General features: G+C 62.2%; 11 protein-coding genes. 3 read left to right on the top strand and 8 right to left on the bottom strand.

The window, feature by feature from the left end; genetic code table 11:
- Positions 1–5: 5 nt before the first annotated feature.
- The 7 genes from ND528_RS02760 to ND528_RS02730 form a co-directional block, all read right to left on the bottom strand.
- Positions 6–2,717 (bottom strand): nitrate reductase, encoded by a 2,712-nt coding sequence (locus ND528_RS02760; RefSeq protein ID WP_263469622.1) that lies wholly within the window; start codon positions 2,715–2,717, stop codon positions 6–8.
- Positions 2,717–3,034, bottom strand: coding sequence for a nitrite reductase small subunit NirD (gene nirD, locus ND528_RS02755; RefSeq protein WP_016773836.1), 318 nt, complete (start codon positions 3,032–3,034; stop codon positions 2,717–2,719). Before nirD ends, ND528_RS02760 begins: the two co-directional genes overlap by 1 nt.
- Complete coding sequence (gene nirB / locus ND528_RS02750) at positions 3,031–5,484, bottom strand: nitrite reductase large subunit NirB (RefSeq protein ID WP_016773837.1); 2,454 nt, start codon at positions 5,482–5,484, stop codon at positions 3,031–3,033. Before nirB ends, nirD begins: the two co-directional genes overlap by 4 nt.
- Before the next feature lie 417 nt (positions 5,485–5,901).
- On the bottom strand, positions 5,902–7,572 hold the full coding sequence (locus tag ND528_RS02745; protein ID WP_263469621.1) for a bifunctional protein-serine/threonine kinase/phosphatase: 1,671 nt from the start codon (positions 7,570–7,572) through the stop codon (positions 5,902–5,904).
- 7 nt (positions 7,573–7,579) lie between these two features.
- Complete coding sequence (locus ND528_RS02740) at positions 7,580–8,791, bottom strand: nitrate/nitrite transporter (protein WP_016773839.1); 1,212 nt, start codon at positions 8,789–8,791, stop codon at positions 7,580–7,582.
- 432 nt (positions 8,792–9,223) lie between these two features.
- Positions 9,224–9,799, bottom strand: a complete 576-nt coding sequence (locus ND528_RS02735) for an ANTAR domain-containing response regulator (RefSeq protein WP_007916390.1) — start codon at positions 9,797–9,799, stop codon at positions 9,224–9,226.
- Positions 9,800–9,814: 15 nt separating this feature from the next.
- Complete coding sequence (locus ND528_RS02730) at positions 9,815–11,026, bottom strand: CmpA/NrtA family ABC transporter substrate-binding protein (RefSeq protein WP_263469620.1); 1,212 nt, start codon at positions 11,024–11,026, stop codon at positions 9,815–9,817.
- A gap of 218 nt (positions 11,027–11,244) precedes the next feature.
- On the opposite strand from ND528_RS02730, the gene ND528_RS02725 reads away from it, so the two are divergent.
- Entirely contained in the window at positions 11,245–12,264 is a 1,020-nt protein-coding gene (locus tag ND528_RS02725) for a quinone-dependent dihydroorotate dehydrogenase (RefSeq protein WP_016773841.1), read from the top strand.
- Between the two features lie 299 nt (positions 12,265–12,563).
- Here ND528_RS02725 and rmf read toward each other — a convergent pair whose 3' ends face one another.
- Entirely contained in the window at positions 12,564–12,779 is a 216-nt protein-coding gene (gene rmf / locus ND528_RS02720) for a ribosome modulation factor (protein ID WP_003223300.1), read from the bottom strand.
- A 530-nt stretch (positions 12,780–13,309) separates the two neighbouring features.
- On the opposite strand from rmf, the gene rlmKL reads away from it, so the two are divergent.
- Positions 13,310–15,580, top strand: a complete 2,271-nt coding sequence (gene rlmKL / locus ND528_RS02715) for a bifunctional 23S rRNA (guanine(2069)-N(7))-methyltransferase RlmK/23S rRNA (guanine(2445)-N(2))-methyltransferase RlmL (RefSeq protein ID WP_039763005.1) — start codon at positions 13,310–13,312, stop codon at positions 15,578–15,580.
- Between the two features lie 145 nt (positions 15,581–15,725).
- On the top strand, positions 15,726–18,110 hold the full coding sequence (locus tag ND528_RS02710; RefSeq protein WP_263469618.1) for a sensor domain-containing diguanylate cyclase: 2,385 nt from the start codon (positions 15,726–15,728) through the stop codon (positions 18,108–18,110).
- Positions 18,111–18,258: the final 148 nt, after the last annotated feature.

Here is an 18,258-nt window from a genome sequence, read left to right as displayed (position 1 = left end):
CCTCGTTAAATGACCGCGACCGGCCGCGCTTCGGCAGCCAGCAGACGCTTGATTTCCGGCACGCAGGAACCGCATTGCGTACCGCATCGGAGAGTTTTTTTCAGGCCTTGCAGATCCAGGCCTTGGCGAATGCCGGCGCAGACCGTTTTGAGACTGACGTTTTCGCAATTGCACAAGGTCTTGTCGCTCGCAATGGCGCCGACAGCGCCCGGTGGCGCGCTCATCGGTGCGAGCAGCCAGCGCCGGAGTTGTTGGTCGGCGCGGCCCTCCAGCCACAGGCTCTGCAACCAGTGTTGCGCAAGGGTTTCGCCGGCCAGGCGAATCGCAGTGATACGGCCGTTTTCGATGCGCACCCGCTTGCCAATGGCGCGACGCGGATCGTCATAGGCCAGAACCGGGCCATCCAGCAGGGACAGGCACTGGTCGATCTCACCCAGCAACTGTGGATCCGGCGCCTCGGCGTGTGCAGCGCGTATCAGCAACGCTGGCCGCTCCCGCCCGACAAGGCTGAGGCTGACGTAGGAAAACGCCTCGCACAGTGGTCGTAGCGTCTCGAAATGCCGTTGAACATCACCCTCGATCAATGCGAACAGTTGCCATGGCAGGTTGACTGCCTCCAGACGTACGCCGCTGTGCTTGAGCTCCGGTTGCTTGGACAGCGGATCAAACGCCGGCAAGGTCAGCGTGTTGACGCCGCCCTTGAGATGGCGATCGCCCCAGTGCATCGGCAGAAACGCCTGGCCCGGACGCACGCTGTCGTCGCTGCCGACCGCAACAATCACCGCGCCACGGCGGCTTTTCAGATTGACCAGATCGCCGGGCTGCAAGCGGTGCCGGCGCATTTCGTCAGGGTGCAGGCTCAGCACGGCTTCGCTGACGTGGCCGAACAATTGCGCGGCGGTGCCGGTGCGGCTCATGCCGTGCCACTGGTCACGCAGGCGACCGGTGATCAAAGTCAGCGGGAAGCGCGCGTCGCGTTGTTCCTTGGCGGCGCGGTACGGATCGGCAATGAACTGCGCGCGACCATTGGCTGTAGGGAAAATGCCGTCGCCGTACAAGCGTGGCGTGCCTTGGCGGGCGCCGGCAGGGAAGGGCCATTGCTGCGGGCCGAGCTCGTCGATCAAGGCATGACTGATCCCGGACAGATCCAGGTCTCGCCCACGGGTCAGCGCTTTGAATTCATCAAACAACTGCGAAGGTTGATCGAAAGCGAACAGGCTTGGCTGCTTGGGGCGCAGACGTTTCTCCAGACGCTGTGCGAAATCCACCGTGATTGCCCAGTCCGGCCGCGCTTCGCCCGGTGCGACAACCGCTTTGCGCACGTGGGAAATGCGCCGCTCGGAGTTGGTCACCGAACCTTCTTTCTCGCCCCAACTGGCGGCGGGTAACAGCAGGTCGGCAAACGCAGCGGTTTCGGTGGTGCGAAAGGCTTCCTGCAATACCACAAAAGGGCAGGCCTCAAGCGCTGCGCGGACTGCGCTCTGATCAGGCATCGATTGGGCCGGATTGGTACAGGCAATCCACAGTGCTTTGATTTTGCCGCTGCGCAGGTTTTCGAACAGTTCGATGGCGCTCAGGCCCGGCGCCTCGGGCAAGCTCTCCACGCCCCAGTACGCAGCCACTTCGGCGCGATGCTCCGGGTTGGCGGCATCGCGGTGACCGGGCAGCAGATTGGACAGACTGCCGGTTTCCCGCCCGCCCATGGCATTTGGCTGACCGGTGAGGGAGAAAGGTCCTGCACCGGGCCGGCCGATTTGCCCGGTGGCCAGGTGCAGATTGATCAGCGCGCTGTTCTTTGCGCTGCCGGCGCTGGACTGATTCAGGCCCATGCACCACAGCGACAGGAAGCTCGGCGCAGTGCCGACCCATTCTGCGCATTGCTGCAGTTGCTCGATGCTGATGCCGCACAGCTGCGAAACCATCTGCGGGGTGTAATCGCGTACCAGCGTTTTAAGCTCGGCGAGGCCGTCGGTGTGCGCCTTGATGAAATCGCGATCGATCCAGTCTTCCCACAGCAGCAGATGCAAAATCCCATGGAACAACGCGACATCGGTGCCTGGAAGAATAGCCAAATGCAGGTCAGCCAAATCGCAGGTGTCCGTGCGACGCGGGTCGATCACGATGACTTTCATCTGCGGGCGACGGGATTTGGCTTCTTCAAGTCGACGGAAAAGTACCGGATGGGCGTAGGCCATGTTACTGCCGACGATCATCACGCAGTCGCTCAGCTCCAGATCCTCATAACTGCACGGCGGGGCATCGGCGCCGAGGCTGCGTTTGTAGCCGACCACCGCCGAGGACATGCACAGCCGCGAATTGCTGTCGATGTTGTTGGTGCCGACCAGCGCCCGCGCCAGCTTGTTGAAGGCGTAGTAGTCCTCGGTGAGCAACTGCCCGGAGATGTAGAACGCCACGCTGTCCGGGCCGTGTTCGGCGATGGTTTCGGCGAACACGTTGGTCGCGTGGTCGAGGGCGGTATCCCAGTCAGTACGGCTGCGCGCCAGGCCTTTGCCCAGGCGCAGTTCCGGGTACAAGGCGCGGGCGGCGACGTCGCCGGTCAGGTGCAGCGTCGAGCCTTTGCTGCACAGTTTGCCGAAGTTGGCCGGGTGCGCCGGATCGCCGCTGACGCCGAGGATGCGCTCGCCGTCATGCTCGATCAGTACGCCGCAGCCGACCCCGCAGTAACAGCAGGTCGAGGCGGTCGTCTGGCGGTTCATCAGATGGCGTCCCGCAGGGCCAGTTGCACCCGGCCGTTCTCGACCCGCGCCGGATGATGGTGCGCACAGCCGATGTCCGGCGCCTGGGCTTCGCCGGTTTCGAGGTCGATCTGCCAGTTATGCAGCGGGCAGGCCACGCGCTTGCCGTAGATCAGGCCTTGCGACAGCGGGCCGCCCTTGTGCGGGCAGCGGTCATCGAGGGCGAAAACCTCGTCGTCGCTTGTACGAAAAATCGCGATGTCACCTTTCGGCCCGGCAATGATCCGCGAACCGAGGGCGTTGATCTCTTCCAGCGCACAGATATCGAGCCAGTTCATGCCGGCACCTCCAGGTTTTTCACGGGGATCACGTCGAATTCTTTCTTCAGTTGCGGCTGCGCCAGGCGCTCCTTCCACGGGTCTTGTTCGAACGACAGGGAGAATTGCAGCCGCTCGTTCAGGGCCTTGCGCCGCTCGGCGTCTTCGAGCACGTTCTTCTTGATGTGCTCCATGCCGACCCGTTGCAGGTAGTGCACGGTGCGCTCGAGGTAGAAGGCTTCTTCGCGGTAGAGCTGCAGAAACGCGCCGTTGTATTCACGGACTTCTTCGGCAGTCTTGAGCTTGACGAAGAACTCGGCGACTTCGGTCTTGATCCCGCCGTTGCCACCGATGTACATCTCCCAGCCGGAGTCGACGCCGATAATTCCTACGTCCTTGATGCCCGCTTCCGAGCAGTTGCGTGGGCAACCGGACACTGCCAGCTTCACTTTGTGCGGCGACCACATGTTGAACAGGTCGTGCTCGAGTTCGATGCCCAGTTGCGTCGAGTTCTGTGTGCCGAAGCGGCAGAACTCGCTGCCGACACAGGTTTTCACCGTGCGGATGGATTTGCCGTAGGCGTGGCCGGACGGCATGTCGAGGTCTTTCCAGACGCCGGGCAGATCCTGTTTCTTGATCCCCAGCAAGTCGATGCGCTGACCGCCGGTGACCTTGACCATCGGCACGTTGTACTTGTCGGCCACATCGGCGATCCGCCGCAGTTCCGATGGGTTGGTCACGCCGCCCCACATGCGCGGCACCACCGAATAGGTGCCGTCCTTCTGGATGTTGGCGTGGGCGCGTTCGTTGATCAGACGCGATTGCGGGTCGTCCTTGGCCTCGCCGGGCCAGGTGGAAATCAGGTAGTAGTTGAGCGCCGGGCGACAGGTCGCGCAGCCATTGGGCGTGCGCCAGTTCAGGTAACTCATGGTCTCGGCGATGGTCAGCAGGTGTTCCTGACGGATCGCCTGACGAATCTGCCCGTGGTTGAGATCGCTGCAACCGCAGATGGCTTTTTCGCTTTTCGGTTTGACGTCGGCCGCGCCACCCACCGTATTGATCAGGATCTGTTCAACAAGGCCGGCGCAGGAACCGCAGGAGCTGGCAGCCTTGGTGTGTTTCTTCACTTCATCGACGCTGAACAGGCCGTGTTCCTGAATCGCCTTGACGATGGTGCCCTTGCACACACCGTTGCAGCCGCAGACTTCGGCGCTGTCGGCCATGACCATGGCTTTGTCCTGGCCCTGATGTCCTACGTCGCCTAAAGCGTTTTCGCCGAACATGAGGTGATCGCGGATCTCGCCGATGGCGTGATTCTCACGAATCTGCCGGAAATACCAACCACCATCTGCCGTATCGCCATACAGACAGGCGCCGACCAGCACGTCATCCTTGATCACCAGTTTTTTGTACACGCCGCCGATCGGGTCGGAGAGGGTGATGGTCTCGGTGCCTTCGCCGCCCATGAAATCGCCGGCGGAGAACAGGTCGATGCCGGTGACTTTCAATTTGGTCGAAGTCACCGAGCCCTGATAGCGAGCGAAACCCAGTTGCGCGAGGTGATTGGCGCAGACCTTGGCTTGTTCGAACAGCGGCGCAACGAGGCCGTAGGCAATGCCGCGATGGCTGGCGCATTCGCCGATTGCGTAGATGCGCGGGTCATAGGTTTGCAGGGTGTCGTTGACCAGAATCCCGCGATTGCACGGGATGCCGGCCTTTTCTGCCAGTTCGGTGTTGGGGCGGATGCCGGCGGCCATCACCACCAGATCGGCAGGAATGATGTCGCCGTTCTTGAACTGCACCGAGCCGACCCGGCCATTGCCGGCATCGTGCAAGGCTTGGGTCTGTTCGCACAGGCGAAAATGCAGGCCACGGGATTCCAGCGCCGATTGCAGAAGCTGGCCGCTGGTCTTGTCCAGTTGCCGCTCCAGCAGCCATTCGCCGAGGTGCACCACGGTGACGTGCATGCCGCGCAGCATCAGGCCATTGGCCGCTTCGAGGCCGAGCAGGCCGCCGCCGATGACTACGGCGTGCTTGTGGGTCCTGGCGGTGTCGATCATGGCCTGGGTGTCGGCGATGTCGCGATAGCCGATCACGCCCTGCAAAGTGTTGCCGGGGATTGGCAGGATGAACGGGGTCGAGCCGGTGGCGATCAGCAGGCGATCGTACTCGGCCTCGGTGCCGTCCTCGGCAATCACTCGGCGTTTGACACGGTCGATCTCCACCACTTTGCGGTTGAGCAGCAATTTGATGTTGTTTTCCAGGTACCAGTCGAGGTCGTTGAGGACGATCTCTTCGAAAGTCTGCTCGCCGGCCAGCACCGGCGACAGCAGGATGCGGTTGTAGTTGGTGTGCGGTTCGGCGCCGAAGACGGTGATGTCGTAGAGCTCGTCGCTCAGCTTGAGCAGTTCTTCCAGGGTACGCACCCCGGCCATGCCATTGCCGATCATCACCAGTTTGAGTTTTTTCATCAGGTTCTCCGGGAGCTGCGGCTGGCCTCTGGTGGGCCGTCGGGCCTTGCTCGACAAATTTTGCGCAAACAAAAAAAGGCGTCCCGCTAGTTGCCTAGCGAGGACGCCTTTGTCCTGGTCCCGTTCTCTCGGGAAGCGCAGCCTTCGTCGTTGAAGGTTGGGCCTTATGTATGGTGATTGGGGTAATGCAGTGGTTGTGCCAACTTGGGTGGACGCGGATTTATTGGGGATTGGGGTTGTGACAGGAGGTTTTTTTGCACCGAATCGAGGCGTGTTGCTCGTTCGTGGCGCGTTAATTCTTGGGTTATGCGGTGTGACGCCGAATGCCTTCGCGAGCAGGCTCGCTCCCACGAGGTGTCTGCGAACGACACAAATTCCCTGTGGGAGCGAGCCTGCTCGCGAATGGCGCGGTGCGGTTCAACTGTGAAACAACAAAACCAGCAGCACCACATTCCCGAGCAATGCCAGAAGCGCCATGGTCCGCCAGACCTTCAACGGCTCCCGTTCCAACAAAGGCCGGGGCCGCACACTCAAACTTTGCCGCTCACCCTGTTCCAGCACCAGCAGCCACTCTTCGGCGGTTTCAAAGCGTTGCTGCGGATCGGCGGCGACGCCGCGTTCCAGACTTTGCGCCAGCCATTCCGGCAGGTCCGGGCGATAGCGACTGGCATTCACCGGTACGCCAAATCGGGGCCGCTGGAACGCCTCGATTTCGCCATAGGGAAAATGCCCGGTGAGCAGGTAATAGAGAGTGACACCGACAGAATACAAATCCTGTTGTGCACTCGGTGGTTCGCCGCGAAACGCTTCCGGGGCGATGAAACTAGGTGTTCCTGGCAGGGTCGACGGCGCGTCCTCGGACAGTCCCGGGCAATAAGCCAGGCCGAAATCCAGCAGGCGCAGCTCGCCGTCGTCATCCAGCAGCAGGTTTTCCGGTTTAATGTCGCGATGCAGAATCTGCCGCCGATGCAGCAGCCCGACCGCGCGCAATAGCCGTTCGGCGATGTCCAGCCACTGCGCCAAAGGCAATGGGCCGCTGTGTTGAAACACGTCGGTCAGCGTCGTCCCGGCGTATTCGCGCATGACGTAATACAAATGCTGACGCTGAGTGCAGGCATGGATTTGCGGAAAATGCCGGCCGGCCACGCGCTTGAGGAACCATTCTTCCGACAGCAGCGCCTGCCCGGCCTGCGGATCGTCGGCCAGCCGCGTCGGCAAGGTCTTCAATAGCCAAGGCTGGCCCTGACCATCGAGCACGCGATACAGCAATGATTGCTGGCTCTTGCCGATGATGCCTTGCACCTGCCAGCCTTCAAACGCTTGCCCGGGTTTCAGCGCTGGCGGCAGCGGCCATTGCTGCAATTGCACCAGCGCATCGCCGATGCTCGCTTCGCCCAGCGCATCGACGCGCACCAGCAGGGCACTGGCGTTGTCCTGACTGCCGGCCAGATGCGCGGCGTTGACCAAGGTTTGCGCGGCGCTGGGCAGATCCGCTTGATCGCGCAGAATCGCCGCGATCGCGGTATCGCCCAGGGTCGACCAGACGCCGTCGCTGAGCAGCACGAAGCTTTCGCCCTCACGCAGTTCGCCGTCGAGGAAATCCAGGACCAGATGCTGATCGAGCCCGAGCGCACGCTTGAGCACGTGTTGCATGCCCGGTTGCTCCCAGACGTGATCCTCGCTGATGCGCTGCAAGCGCTCGGCGTGCCAGCGATAGACCCGGCAATCGCCGACGTGGGCGAGGGTGAAGCGTCGACCGCGCATCACCAGCGCGCTGACCGTGGTCAGCAACGGTTGCCCGCCGCCGTTGGCCTGCAGCCAGCGATTTTGCGCGAGCAGCAGGCGATCCAGCGCCTGGGCCACGCTCCAGGTTTCCGGCGTCGCGTAGTAGTCCAGCGCCAGCGCCTGCAAGGTCGAACGCGCGGCGAGGCCGCCATCGGCGCACTGGCTGACGCCGTCGGCGATGGCGAACAGATAACCCTTGCTCACCGCCAGTGCCGGCGCCGGTGTCACCGAACGCAGGGCGTCCTGATTCTCCGCGCGCGGGCCGGTGGCGCTGGCTTCGGCGAAGCTCAGTTGCAGGGCCATTGGGGCCTCAGACCCGCGCCGCTGTCACCGCCGCCGAACCCCAGGTGGTTCTCCAGCGACGCTTGACGCCGTGCAGGCCAAACCACGCCAGCACACCGAGGCTGGCGAACAACCACAGCGCCAGTTGATAACTGCCGGTGCTTTGCTTGATCGCGCCCATGCCGGCCGCGAGGGCGAAGCCGCCGATACCGCCGGCCATGCCGATCAGCCCGGTCATCACGCCGATCTCCAGACGAAAACGCTGTGGCACCAGTTGGAAAACCGCACCGTTGCCGGCGCCCAAGCCGAGCATGGTGCAGACGAAAAGCGCCAGCGCCGCGTAGGAACTTGGCAGATTGAAGCCCACCGCTGCGATGCAGATGGCAGCGACGGTGTACATCGCCAGCAAGGTGCGGATGCCGCCGAAGCGATCGGCCAGCGCGCCACCCAACGGCCGCATCAAGCTGCCGCCGAACACGCAGGCAGCGGTGTAGTAGCCGGCGGTTACCGGGCTCAGACCGTATTGATCGTTGAAGTAACCGGGCAGGGCGCTGGCCAGGCCGATGAAGCCGCCGAAGGTGACGCTGTAGAAAAACATGAACCACCAGCTGTCGCGATCGCCGAGGGCCTTGAAGTAGTCGGCCATGGCTTTCGGTTTCGGCCGCTGCGGGGCGTTTTTTGCCAACAGGGCGAACAGCACCAAGGTCAAAACCAGCGGGATCAGGGCGAAACCGAAGACATTGCTCCAGCCGAACGCGGCGGCAATCACTGGCGCCAGCAGCGCGGCGAACACGGTGCCGGAGTTGCCCGCGCCGGCGATGCCCATGGCTTTGCCTTGGTGCTCTGGCGGGTACCACTGCGAGGCCAGCGGCAGGGCCACGGCGAACGACGCGCCGGCCATGCCGAGGAACAGGCCGAGGATCAGCGCCTGTTCATAACTGTGGATGCCGAGTTTCCAGGCGCCGAACAGCGCGCAGATGACGATGACCTGGCCGATCAGCCCGGCGGTCTTCGGCGACAAGCGATCGGCGAGCATGCCCATGGCGAAGCGCAACACCGCGCCGGCGAGAATCGGCGTGGCGACGACGAGGCCGCGCTGCTGGGTGGTCAGGTGCAGGTCGGCGGCAATCTGCACTGCCAGCGGGCCGAGCAGGTACCAGACCATGAAGCTCAGGTCGAAATACAGGAAGGCCGCGAACAGGGTCGGGGTATGGCCGGATTTCCAGAAGCTTGAATTCATCGCGCACCTCGGCTGAAAAGAGTCTCGAAAGGAGTCATGCACAGCAGGTGGAGCGCCTCACGGCCGCACCACCGGCCCCGCTCTGTGGGGCCAAAACGCAAAAACGCCGCTACCTGATTCGCCGAGGGGCGAACGGGGTGAGCGACGTCTTTGTCGTAGGTGGGGCAACCGCCGTTGGTTACCTGTGCGGTTTACATAGCGAGATTTGTGCCAACAGCTGAAAAGCAAAAGCCCCTCACCCTAACCCTCTCCCAGAGGGAGAGGGAACCGAGCGGGGGATGGCCGAGTCATTTGCCGATCTGAACGATTTCGAGTGAATCCATAATCGACTCGGTCGTTCAGGTCGGCGGACAGCGCAAGACAACGCGGTCGGTCCCCTCTCCCTCCGGGAGAGGGCTAGGGTGAGGGGGCTCTTGATTTGCAGCGAAGATTTCAGCCCAGCAACTCGCTCATGGCAATGATCTGCTCCGCCACCTGAATCAGCTTCTGCTGGCGGCTCATGGCCTGGCGGCGCATCAGCGTATAGGCCTCTTCCTCGTTGCAGTCCTTCATCTTCATCAGCAAACCCTTGGCCAGTTCGATGCGCTTGCGCTCGGCCAGTTGCTGGTCACGGGCCTGCAATTGCGCGCGCAGGGCCTGGTCACTCTCGAAGCGCGCCATCGCCACGTCGAGAATCGGCTGCAACCGTTGTGCGTGAATGCCTTCGACGATGTAGGCACTGACCCCGGACTTGATCGCCTGACGCATCACCCCCGGGTCATGTTCGTCGGTAAACATCACGATCGGCCGGGGCTGGTCGCGGCTGACCAGCACCACTTGCTCCATGACATCGCGGCTCGGTGACTCGGTATCGATCAGGATCACGTCCGGGCGCACCGTTTCGACGCGCGCCGGCAGGTCGATGGTCAGGCCGGACTCGTCGATTACCTCGAAGCCGGCCTCGGTCAGCGCCGCTTTGAGGCGTCCGACTTTTTTCGCGGTGTCGTTGATCAGCAGAATGCGCAACATGTTCGCGGTCTCCTGTCAGCGCTGGGCGAGAAGCGGGGCGGCGTCGCTCAGGGCATGCAGCTTGAAACTGCGCGCATAGCCCGCCGGATCGCTGCCGTCCCAGACCTTGCCATCGAGCAACTGGCTGCTGCGCAGGTCTGCGCAGGAAGTCGCGACGCCGACAGCGCTCGCTGCCTCGCGATACAGATCCAGACGCTGAACCTGGCGGGCGACGGCCAGATAATCCGGATCCTCGCGCAACAGACCCCAGCGACGGAACTGGGTCATGAACCACATGCCGTCGGAAAGGTAGGGCAGATTGACCTCGCCATCGCCATGAAAACGCAGCGCATGCGGATCCTGCCAGCGATTACCGAGGCCATCGGCGTAGTCGCCCATAAAACGCGGCTCGATGCACGCGGCGGGGGTGTCGAGGTATTCGGTGGCGCTGAGTAATTGCGCGGTACTGCGGCGGTTTTCCGGGCTTTCTTCGATGAAGCGACTGGCCTCAAGAATGGCCATGACCAGCGCCCGCGCGGTGTTGGGGTATTGCTCGACAAATTCCCGGGTGCAGCCGAGGACTTTTTCCGGGTGGTCGGGCCAGATGCTCTGGCTGGTCGCCAGGGTGAAACCGAGATCCTGCTGCACGGCGCTGGCCGCCCATGGTTCACCGACGCAAAAGCCGTCGATGCGTCCGGCTTGCAGGTGCGCGACCATTTGCGGCGGCGGCACGACCACGCTGTCGACGTCCTGCAACGGATGAATGCCCTGGCTCGCCAGCCAGTAATAAAGCCACATCGCATGGGTGCCGGTGGGGAAGGTCTGGGCGAAGGTCAGTTTTGCGCGGCTTTGGTGCACATGCCGATCGAGCGCTTCAGGACTGTTCACGCCAGCCTGTTGCAAGCCATGGGACAGGTTCAGGCTCTGGCCATTCTGGTTCAGACCCATCAGCACCGCCATGTCGGTGGGGGCGACGCCGCCGATGCCCAGGTGCACCGCGTAAATCAGCCCGTACAGACTGTGCGCGGCATCCAGTTCGCCGCTGACCAGTTTGTCGCGCAAGTTGGCCCATGACGCCTGACGCTTGAGGTTCAGGGTCAGGCCGTAGGGCTGGGCGAAGCCCTGGGTGGCGGCGACCACCACCGAGGCGCAGTCGCTCAGCGCCATGAAGCCGAGATTGATCGCGCTCTTTTCCGGCGCATCGCTGCCATTGACCCAGGCCAGAGGCCCCAAGGACGTTTCGTTCATACGCTACCTCAAAAAAAACGTCGTCCCGGATTCTGCGCAGGCAAAACCCGGGGACGACGCCATTGTCCTGGCCTGCGCGCCGTCATTGGTCGGCAGACTGATGAGCGGGGTGGTGCAAGGCATATGCCAGTCGCCTGATTCGCGCAGGCGCCTCGCGCCGGGGGACGATGCCCGGCTATAATCGCCGCCTCTTTTCGCCGCCCGAGTCATTGCCGCCCATGTACACCCTGGCCCGTCAGCTGTTGTTCAAACTTTCCCCGGAAACCTCCCACGATCTGTCGCTGGATCTGATCGGCGCGGGTGGACGTTTGGGCCTCAACGGCTTGCTGTGCAAGGCGCCGGCGAAAATGCCGGTGACCGTCATGGGGCTGGAGTTCCCGAACCCGGTGGGGCTGGCGGCAGGTCTGGACAAGAACGGCGCGGCCATCGATGGCTTTGCGCAACTGGGTTTCGGTTTTGTCGAAATCGGCACCGTGACCCCGCGTCCGCAGCCGGGTAACCCGAAACCACGAATCTTCCGCCTGCCGGAAGCCGAGGCGATCATCAACCGCATGGGCTTCAACAACCTTGGCGTGGATAACCTGCTGGCGCGGGTCGCTGCGGCGAAATACCAAGGCGTGCTGGGGATCAATATCGGCAAGAACTTCGACACCCCGGTCGAGCGTGCGGTCGACGATTACCTGATCTGCCTGGACAAGGTTTACGCCCACGCCAGCTACGTCACCGTCAACGTCAGCTCGCCAAACACCCCGGGCCTGCGCAGCCTGCAGTTCGGTGATTCGCTCAAGCAATTGCTCGCTGATCTGGCCACCCGTCGCGCCGAACTGGCCCTGCGTCACGGCAAGCATGTGCCGCTGGCGATCAAGATCGCGCCGGACATGACCGACGAAGAGACTGCGCAGGTTGCCCAGGCATTGATCGAAACCGGCATGGACGCGGTCATCGCCACCAATACGACTTTGAGCCGTATCGGCGTCGAAGGCATGGAGCATGGCGACGAGGCGGGCGGTCTGTCCGGCGCGCCAGTGCGTGAGAAGAGCACCCATACCGTGAAAGTGCTGGCGGGCGAGTTGGCCGGGCGTTTGCCGATCATTGCCGCGGGCGGCATTACCGAGGGCAAACACGCGGCGGAGAAGATCACGGCCGGTGCAAGCCTGGTGCAGATCTATTCGGGCTTCATCTACAAAGGCCCGGCGCTGATTCGTGAATCGGTGGATGCCATCGCCGCGTTGCGCTGAGGATTGCGGAGGCCTTGTGGGAGCCTTTGTGGCGAGGGGATTTATCCCCGCTGGGCTGCCCAGCAGCCCCAAACCTTGCACATTGATATGCCAGTTAAATTGAAATTCCGACTTCGCGACTGCTGCGCAGCCGAGCGGGGATAAATCCCCTCGCCACGTGGATCCCGGTTAACCCTTTTTGCAGGCATTAAAAAGGGCTCCTCGAAGGAGCCCCTGGGCCGTAGCCCGCCGTCCGGGAAGGACGTGCGTGGTTAATTCAATGCAAATTCAGATTGTCGTGTCGGAATAAATGCCCTGTGTCAGCCGACGGCGTGAAGTTCGTTGAGTCTGTGGATTCCCGCAGTGCCGGTCATACCGTCCCAGTTGTCGCCGCGTCCTTCTCGCCAGCCGTTGATCCAGGCTTGACGTACCGACGGTAGAGTAAATGGGCAAAGCTCACGGGATTTGCCACCAACGCCATATTGATATCCGCGCAAAAATGCTCTTTCCAACGGATCACGCTTAAGTCTTCTCATAGGGTGTTTCCCTCACTTGTTGACTGTAGTGTCGCGTTGACCTCAATTGAGGTCTGGCAGGAAAAACCTGCCATCGTGCGGCTCGCTGCCGGCGTGGCGAGCCAAGGTGTTGACGCCGTTGCGACGTCAACCTGTGCTCAGTTCTAACCAATGAGTCACACCGAGGGAATGATCGTTTTGTCATAAGCACGTAACGTAAAGGATGCTATGGCGATAAGTAACCGCGTATTTATTCAACGTTCATTGCGCAAACCCCGGTATGATCGGCGCCCCGCTGGCTCAGGGGGTTAATCCTTTAGTGAGAATGACCCACGTTTGCGCTTGGGTAATATTCGACGAAGGGTCGCTTTCAGTCTTTTTGTTGCACCAACTTTTTTATCTGTCCCGGCATCTAAGCTCTTTTAACCCGAGCAGCGGGGATGGAACGGCACACCTTCGTGCCACGCGGGCGCTCTTTCAGAAAAGCGCCTGATTGAAAACCGGGTCGGCAATGCGTTGCCGGCCCACTAGCCAAAGGCTCTGGAATTACCATGTCCGATCGTTTCGAACTCTTCCTCACTTGCCCCAAAGGCCTTGAAGGCCTGCTCATCGAGGAAGCCGTCGGGCTTGGCCTTGAAGAAGCGCGCGAGCACACCTCCGCCGTGCGTGGCATGGCGACCATGGAAACCGCCTATCGCCTGTGCCTCTGGTCGCGTCTGGCCAACCGTGTGTTGCTGGTGCTCAAGCGTTTCCCGATGAAGGACGCCGAAGACCTCTACCACGGCGTGCTCGACATCGACTGGCAGGATCACATGCTCAGCGACGGCACCCTGGCCGTCGAATTCAGCGGCCACGGCTCGGGCATCGACAACACCCACTTCGGCGCGCTGAAAGTCAAAGACGCCATCGTCGACAAACTGCGCACGCCGCAGGGCGATCGTCCATCCATCGACAAACTCAACCCGGACCTGCGCATTCACCTGCGTCTGGATCGCGGCGAAGCGATTCTGTCCCTCGACCTCTCCGGCCACAGCCTGCACCAGCGCGGCTATCGCTTGCAGCAGGGCGCGGCGCCGCTGAAGGAAAACCTCGCCGCCGCCATCCTCATCCGTTCCGGCTGGCCGCGCATTGCCGCCGAAGGTGGCGCACTGGCTGACCCGATGTGCGGTGTCGGTACGTTCCTCGTCGAAGCGGCGATGATCGCCGCCGATATGGCGCCGAACCTGCGTCGCGAGCAGTGGGGTTTTACCGCGTGGCTCGGTCACGTGCCGGCACTGTGGAAAAAACTTCATGAAGAAGCCGTCGAGCGCGCCGCCGCCGGTCTGGCCAAGCCACCGCTGTGGATTCGCGGTTACGAAGCCGACCCACGATTGATTCAGCCAGGCCGCAACAACGTTGAGCGCGCCGGCCTCAGTGAGTGGATCAAGATCTACCAGGGCGAAGTGGCGACCTTCGAGCCGCGCCCGGATCAGAACCAGAAAGGTCTGGTCATCTGCAACCCGCCGTACGGCGAGCGTCTCGGTGACGAAGCCAGCCTGCTGTATCTCTACCAGAATCTGGGCGAGCGTCTGCGTCAGGCCTGCCTGAACTGGGAAGCGGCGGTATTCACCGGCGCCCCGGATCTGGGCAAGCGCATGGGTATCCGCAGCCATAAGCAGTATTCGTTCTGGAACGGCGCGCTGCCGTGCAAGTTGCTGCTGATCAAGGTTCTGCCGGATCAGTTCGTCACTGGCGAACGCCGCACCCCGGAACAGCGTCAGGCCGAGCGCGAGCAAGCGGCTTACGATCAGACCCCGGACGAGCCGCAAGAGCGCAAGTTCAACAAGAACGGCAACCCGATCAAGCCGACGCCAGCCCCGGCGCCGGTGATCGAGCAGCCGCGCCTGAGCGAAGGCGGGCAGATGTTTGCCAACCGTCTGCAAAAGAACCTCAAGGCAATGGGCAAGTGGGTCAAGCGCGAAGGCATCGATTGCTACCGCGTTTACGATGCCGACATGCCGGAATACGCGATGGCCATCGACCTGTACCACGACTGGGTGCACGTTCAGGAATACGCTGCGCCGAAATCCATCGACCCGGAAAAAGCCTCGGCGCGCATGTTCGATGCGCTGGCGGCGATTCCGCAGGCGTTGAACGTCGACAAGAACCGCGTGGTGGTCAAGCGCCGCGAGCGGCAGAGCGGCACCAAGCAGTACGAGCGTCAGGCGGCGCAAGGCAAGTTCGTCGAGGTCAATGAGGGTGGCGTGAAGTTGCTGGTCAACCTCACCGACTACCTCGACACCGGCCTGTTCCTCGATCACCGGCCGATGCGCATGCGTATCCAGAAAGAGGCGGCCGGCAAGCGCTTCCTCAATCTGTTCTGCTACACCGCGACCGCCAGCGTGCACGCGGCCAAGGGCGGCGCGCGCAGCACCACCAGCGTCGACCTGTCGAAAACCTATCTGGATTGGGCCCGTCGCAATTTGTCGCTGAACGGCTTCTCGGACAAGAACCGTCTGGAGCAGGGCGATGTGATGGCGTGGCTGGAAAGCAGCCGCGACGAGTACGACCTGATCTTCATCGACCCGCCGACGTTCTCCAACTCCAAGCGCATGGAAGGCATCTTCGACGTGCAGCGCGATCAGGTGCAGTTGATCGACTTGGCCATGGCACGTCTGGCACCGGGTGGCGTGCTGTATTTCTCCAACAACTTCCGCAAATTCCAGTTGGAGGAAAACCTCGCCGAGCGTTATGCAGTCGAGGAAATCAGCGCGCAGACCATTGATCCGGATTTCGCCCGCAATACCAAGATCCACCGCGCCTGGAAAATCACGGCTCGTTGACGCTTTCACTGGTTGGATCCACAGAGCCTTGATTTTTAACGGCTCGGTGGATCCAGCGGTGCTAGCTAAATTAGTGGCTAATAGCTATAACTCACACACCGCCAATGGGGTTTTTCCCGGGAATCTGGCGGAGTGAGTCGTGCTTATGCCGTTGCACCCCGTGCGCCCGAAAATCCTCGGTTTCATCAGCGAAGACGTCTCAGCCTGGCTGGTCGCGCTGTTGGTATTGCTCGCCGGCGGGATTCTCACCGGGCTGCTCGCATGGGGCACCTTCAACCAGTTTCAGCAACAATCGCGTCAGCGTTTCCAACTGCTGGCCAACGAACGCTACAGCCGCATCGCCGAACGTTTTCAGGACCAGGAGCAACGTCTCGATGGTCTGCGCCGGTTCTTCGCCAACTCTGAATCGGTGTCCCGCGCCGAATTCGACGGCTACTCCCGACCTTTATTGCTGCGTACCCAGGCCTACACCTATGCCCCGAGAGTCGCTGGCGCCGATCGGGCCGCGTTCGAACAGCGCGTGCGTGACGAAGGCCTGAGCGATTTCACCATTCGCGAGCTGGACGCCAAGGGTGAGCTGCAACTGGCTCCGCCGCGCGACGAATATGTGCCGGTGCTGTACACCCAGACTCAAAGCCGACTGGCGCCACCGTTGGGTTACGACTTGCTCGCCCAACCCTTGCGCCGCGAAACCCTGCAACGCGCCGACCAGTTGGGCAGCATGGCAGTGTCGAAACCGATGCATCTGGTCGGGATCGAGTCGTCATACGCGCGTGGGGTGTTGCTGCTGGCGCCGGTCAGTCGCCCGGGCGGGTCACAGCCGTTCGGCTATGTGATGGCGGTGATCAGCATGCGCCAGTTGCTCGCCGACGGCTTGCCCGATGCCCTGCACGATTACCTGTCGGTGCGCATTCTCGACCTGTCGACCCAGGGTCAGCACGAGGCGTTGTTCGAATCGACCAACGAAGCGGTGCCCGGCGATCTGGCGGCGACGCGTTTGCTGCGCATGGCCGATCACGACTATCAGGTCGATATCCTGCCAAGCTACGCGTTCATGCAGGCCAACCATTCTTCGGTGGGCAGCGTGATCATTCTGGGCGGCTTGCTCAGCGCGCTGCTCAGCGCCTTGCTTTATGTGCTGGTGAGCCAGCGCCAGCGCGCGGTGCGGCTGGTCGAGGTGCGCACCCAGGAATTGCACGAGCGCGAGCAGGAGTTGCGCGGCACTCACGGTCAGTTGCGCGGCGTGCTGAATGCCGCCACTCAGGTCGCGATCATTGCCACCGACCTGCGCGGCGTGATCAACACTTTCAATCCCGGTGCCGAGCAAATGCTCGGCTACAGCAGTGCCGAAGTCGTTGGGCGGATGACCCTGGAAAACCTGCATTTGCCCCGCGAGCTGGCAGCGCGTTCGGCGGAGCTGAGCGCGCGTTACGGCAAAAGTATTCCGACTTGCCACGCGATGCTGGTCGAGGGCGGCGAAGTCGGTGGCCATGAAGCACGCGAGTGGACGCTGGTGCGCAGCGATGGCAGCCACCTGCCGGTGAACATGCTCGCCACCCCGGTGCTTGACGAGCAAGGCCTGTGGGTCGGTCATCTGGCGATCTGCATCGACATCACCGAACGCAAGCGAGTGCACGAGGTGCTGGCAGCACGCGACACATTGCTGAAGAAGCTCAGCGCCCATGTTCCCGGTGGCATCTACCAATTCAAGATGGAATTCGACGGACGCTTCAGCGTGATCTACGCCAGCGATGGCATCCGCGAAATCTACGAGCTGGAACCGGATGTGCTGTTGCTCGACTCCGAGGCGATCTTCAGTCGTATCCACCCGCAGGATGCGATTCGCGTGCGCAGCTCGATCCGCGAATCGGCGGAAAACCTCAGCCCTTGGCGCGAGGAGTACCGCGTGCAACTGCCCGAGCGCGGTCTGCGCTGGGTGCGCGGCGAGGCGACACCGGAAGAGCTGCCGGGCGGCGGGGTGCTGTGGCACGGTTATATATCGGATATCTCCGATCTCAAGCGCGTGGAAGAAGAATTGCGCGCGTTGTCGATCACCGACTCGCTGACCGGCATTCACAACCGCCGCTATTTCCAGGAGCGCCTGACCACCGAAATGGCCCGGGTCGAGCGTGGCGGCGGCGAGTTGTCGGTGATCATGCTCGACATCGACCACTTCAAGCGCATCAACGATCAGTTCGGCCACGCCGTCGGCGACCGCGTGCTGCAGGCAGTCTGCGAGCGGATCGGCCATCGCCTGCGCCGCACCGACGTGTTCTGCCGTTTGGGCGGTGAAGAGTTCATGGTGCTGTGCCCGGATATCGACGGTGAACACGCCTACATGCTGGCGATGGAGTTGTGGGAAGGTTTGCGCAGCGCGCCGGTGGACGTGGTCGGCTTGGTCACCGCCAGTTTCGGCATCGCCAGCTGGCGCCCGGGGGAGGGCGCAGATGCGCTGTTGCTGCGCGCTGACTCAGGGGTTTACGCAGCGAAGCAGAATGGCCGGGATCGGGTTGAGCGGGAGATGAGCTGATTCCAACCTGACACCTGATCCTGTGGGGCAGAGGGGACTTGGCGCTGATTTTCTGTGGGAGCGAGCCTGCTCGCGAAAGCGGTTTGACAGTCACTGAACATGCTGCCTGAACTGACGCCTTCGCGAGCAGGCTCGCTCCCACAAATGA

Origin of the sequence: Pseudomonas mercuritolerans, assembly GCF_025706525.1 — a bacterium.
GTDB lineage: Bacteria > Pseudomonadota > Gammaproteobacteria > Pseudomonadales > Pseudomonadaceae > Aquipseudomonas > Aquipseudomonas mercuritolerans.
The sequence above is the reverse complement of the archived record's forward strand: the minus strand, read 5'-3'. Positions and strand labels throughout refer to the sequence as shown.

Excerpts from the sequence above, each read along its gene's own strand:
- ND528_RS02760 (WP_263469622.1), bottom strand. The coding sequence starts at position 2,717 with ATGAACCGCCAGACGACCGCCTCGACCTGCTGTTACTGCGGGGTCGGC.
- nirD (WP_016773836.1), bottom strand. The coding sequence starts at position 3,034 with ATGAACTGGCTCGATATCTGTGCGCTGGAAGAGATCAACGCCCTCGGT.
- nirB (WP_016773837.1), bottom strand. The coding sequence starts at position 5,484 with ATGAAAAAACTCAAACTGGTGATGATCGGCAATGGCATGGCCGGGGTG.
- ND528_RS02745 (WP_263469621.1), bottom strand. The coding sequence starts at position 7,572 with ATGGCCCTGCAACTGAGCTTCGCCGAAGCCAGCGCCACCGGCCCGCGC.
- ND528_RS02740 (WP_016773839.1), bottom strand. The coding sequence starts at position 8,791 with ATGAATTCAAGCTTCTGGAAATCCGGCCATACCCCGACCCTGTTCGCG.
- ND528_RS02735 (WP_007916390.1), bottom strand. The coding sequence starts at position 9,799 with ATGTTGCGCATTCTGCTGATCAACGACACCGCGAAAAAAGTCGGACGC.
- ND528_RS02730 (WP_263469620.1), bottom strand. The coding sequence starts at position 11,026 with ATGAACGAAACGTCCTTGGGGCCTCTGGCCTGGGTCAATGGCAGCGAT.
- ND528_RS02725 (WP_016773841.1), top strand. The coding sequence starts at position 11,245 with ATGTACACCCTGGCCCGTCAGCTGTTGTTCAAACTTTCCCCGGAAACC.
- rmf (WP_003223300.1), bottom strand. The coding sequence starts at position 12,779 with ATGAGAAGACTTAAGCGTGATCCGTTGGAAAGAGCATTTTTGCGCGGA.
- rlmKL (WP_039763005.1), top strand. The coding sequence starts at position 13,310 with ATGTCCGATCGTTTCGAACTCTTCCTCACTTGCCCCAAAGGCCTTGAA.
- ND528_RS02710 (WP_263469618.1), top strand. The coding sequence starts at position 15,726 with ATGCCGTTGCACCCCGTGCGCCCGAAAATCCTCGGTTTCATCAGCGAA.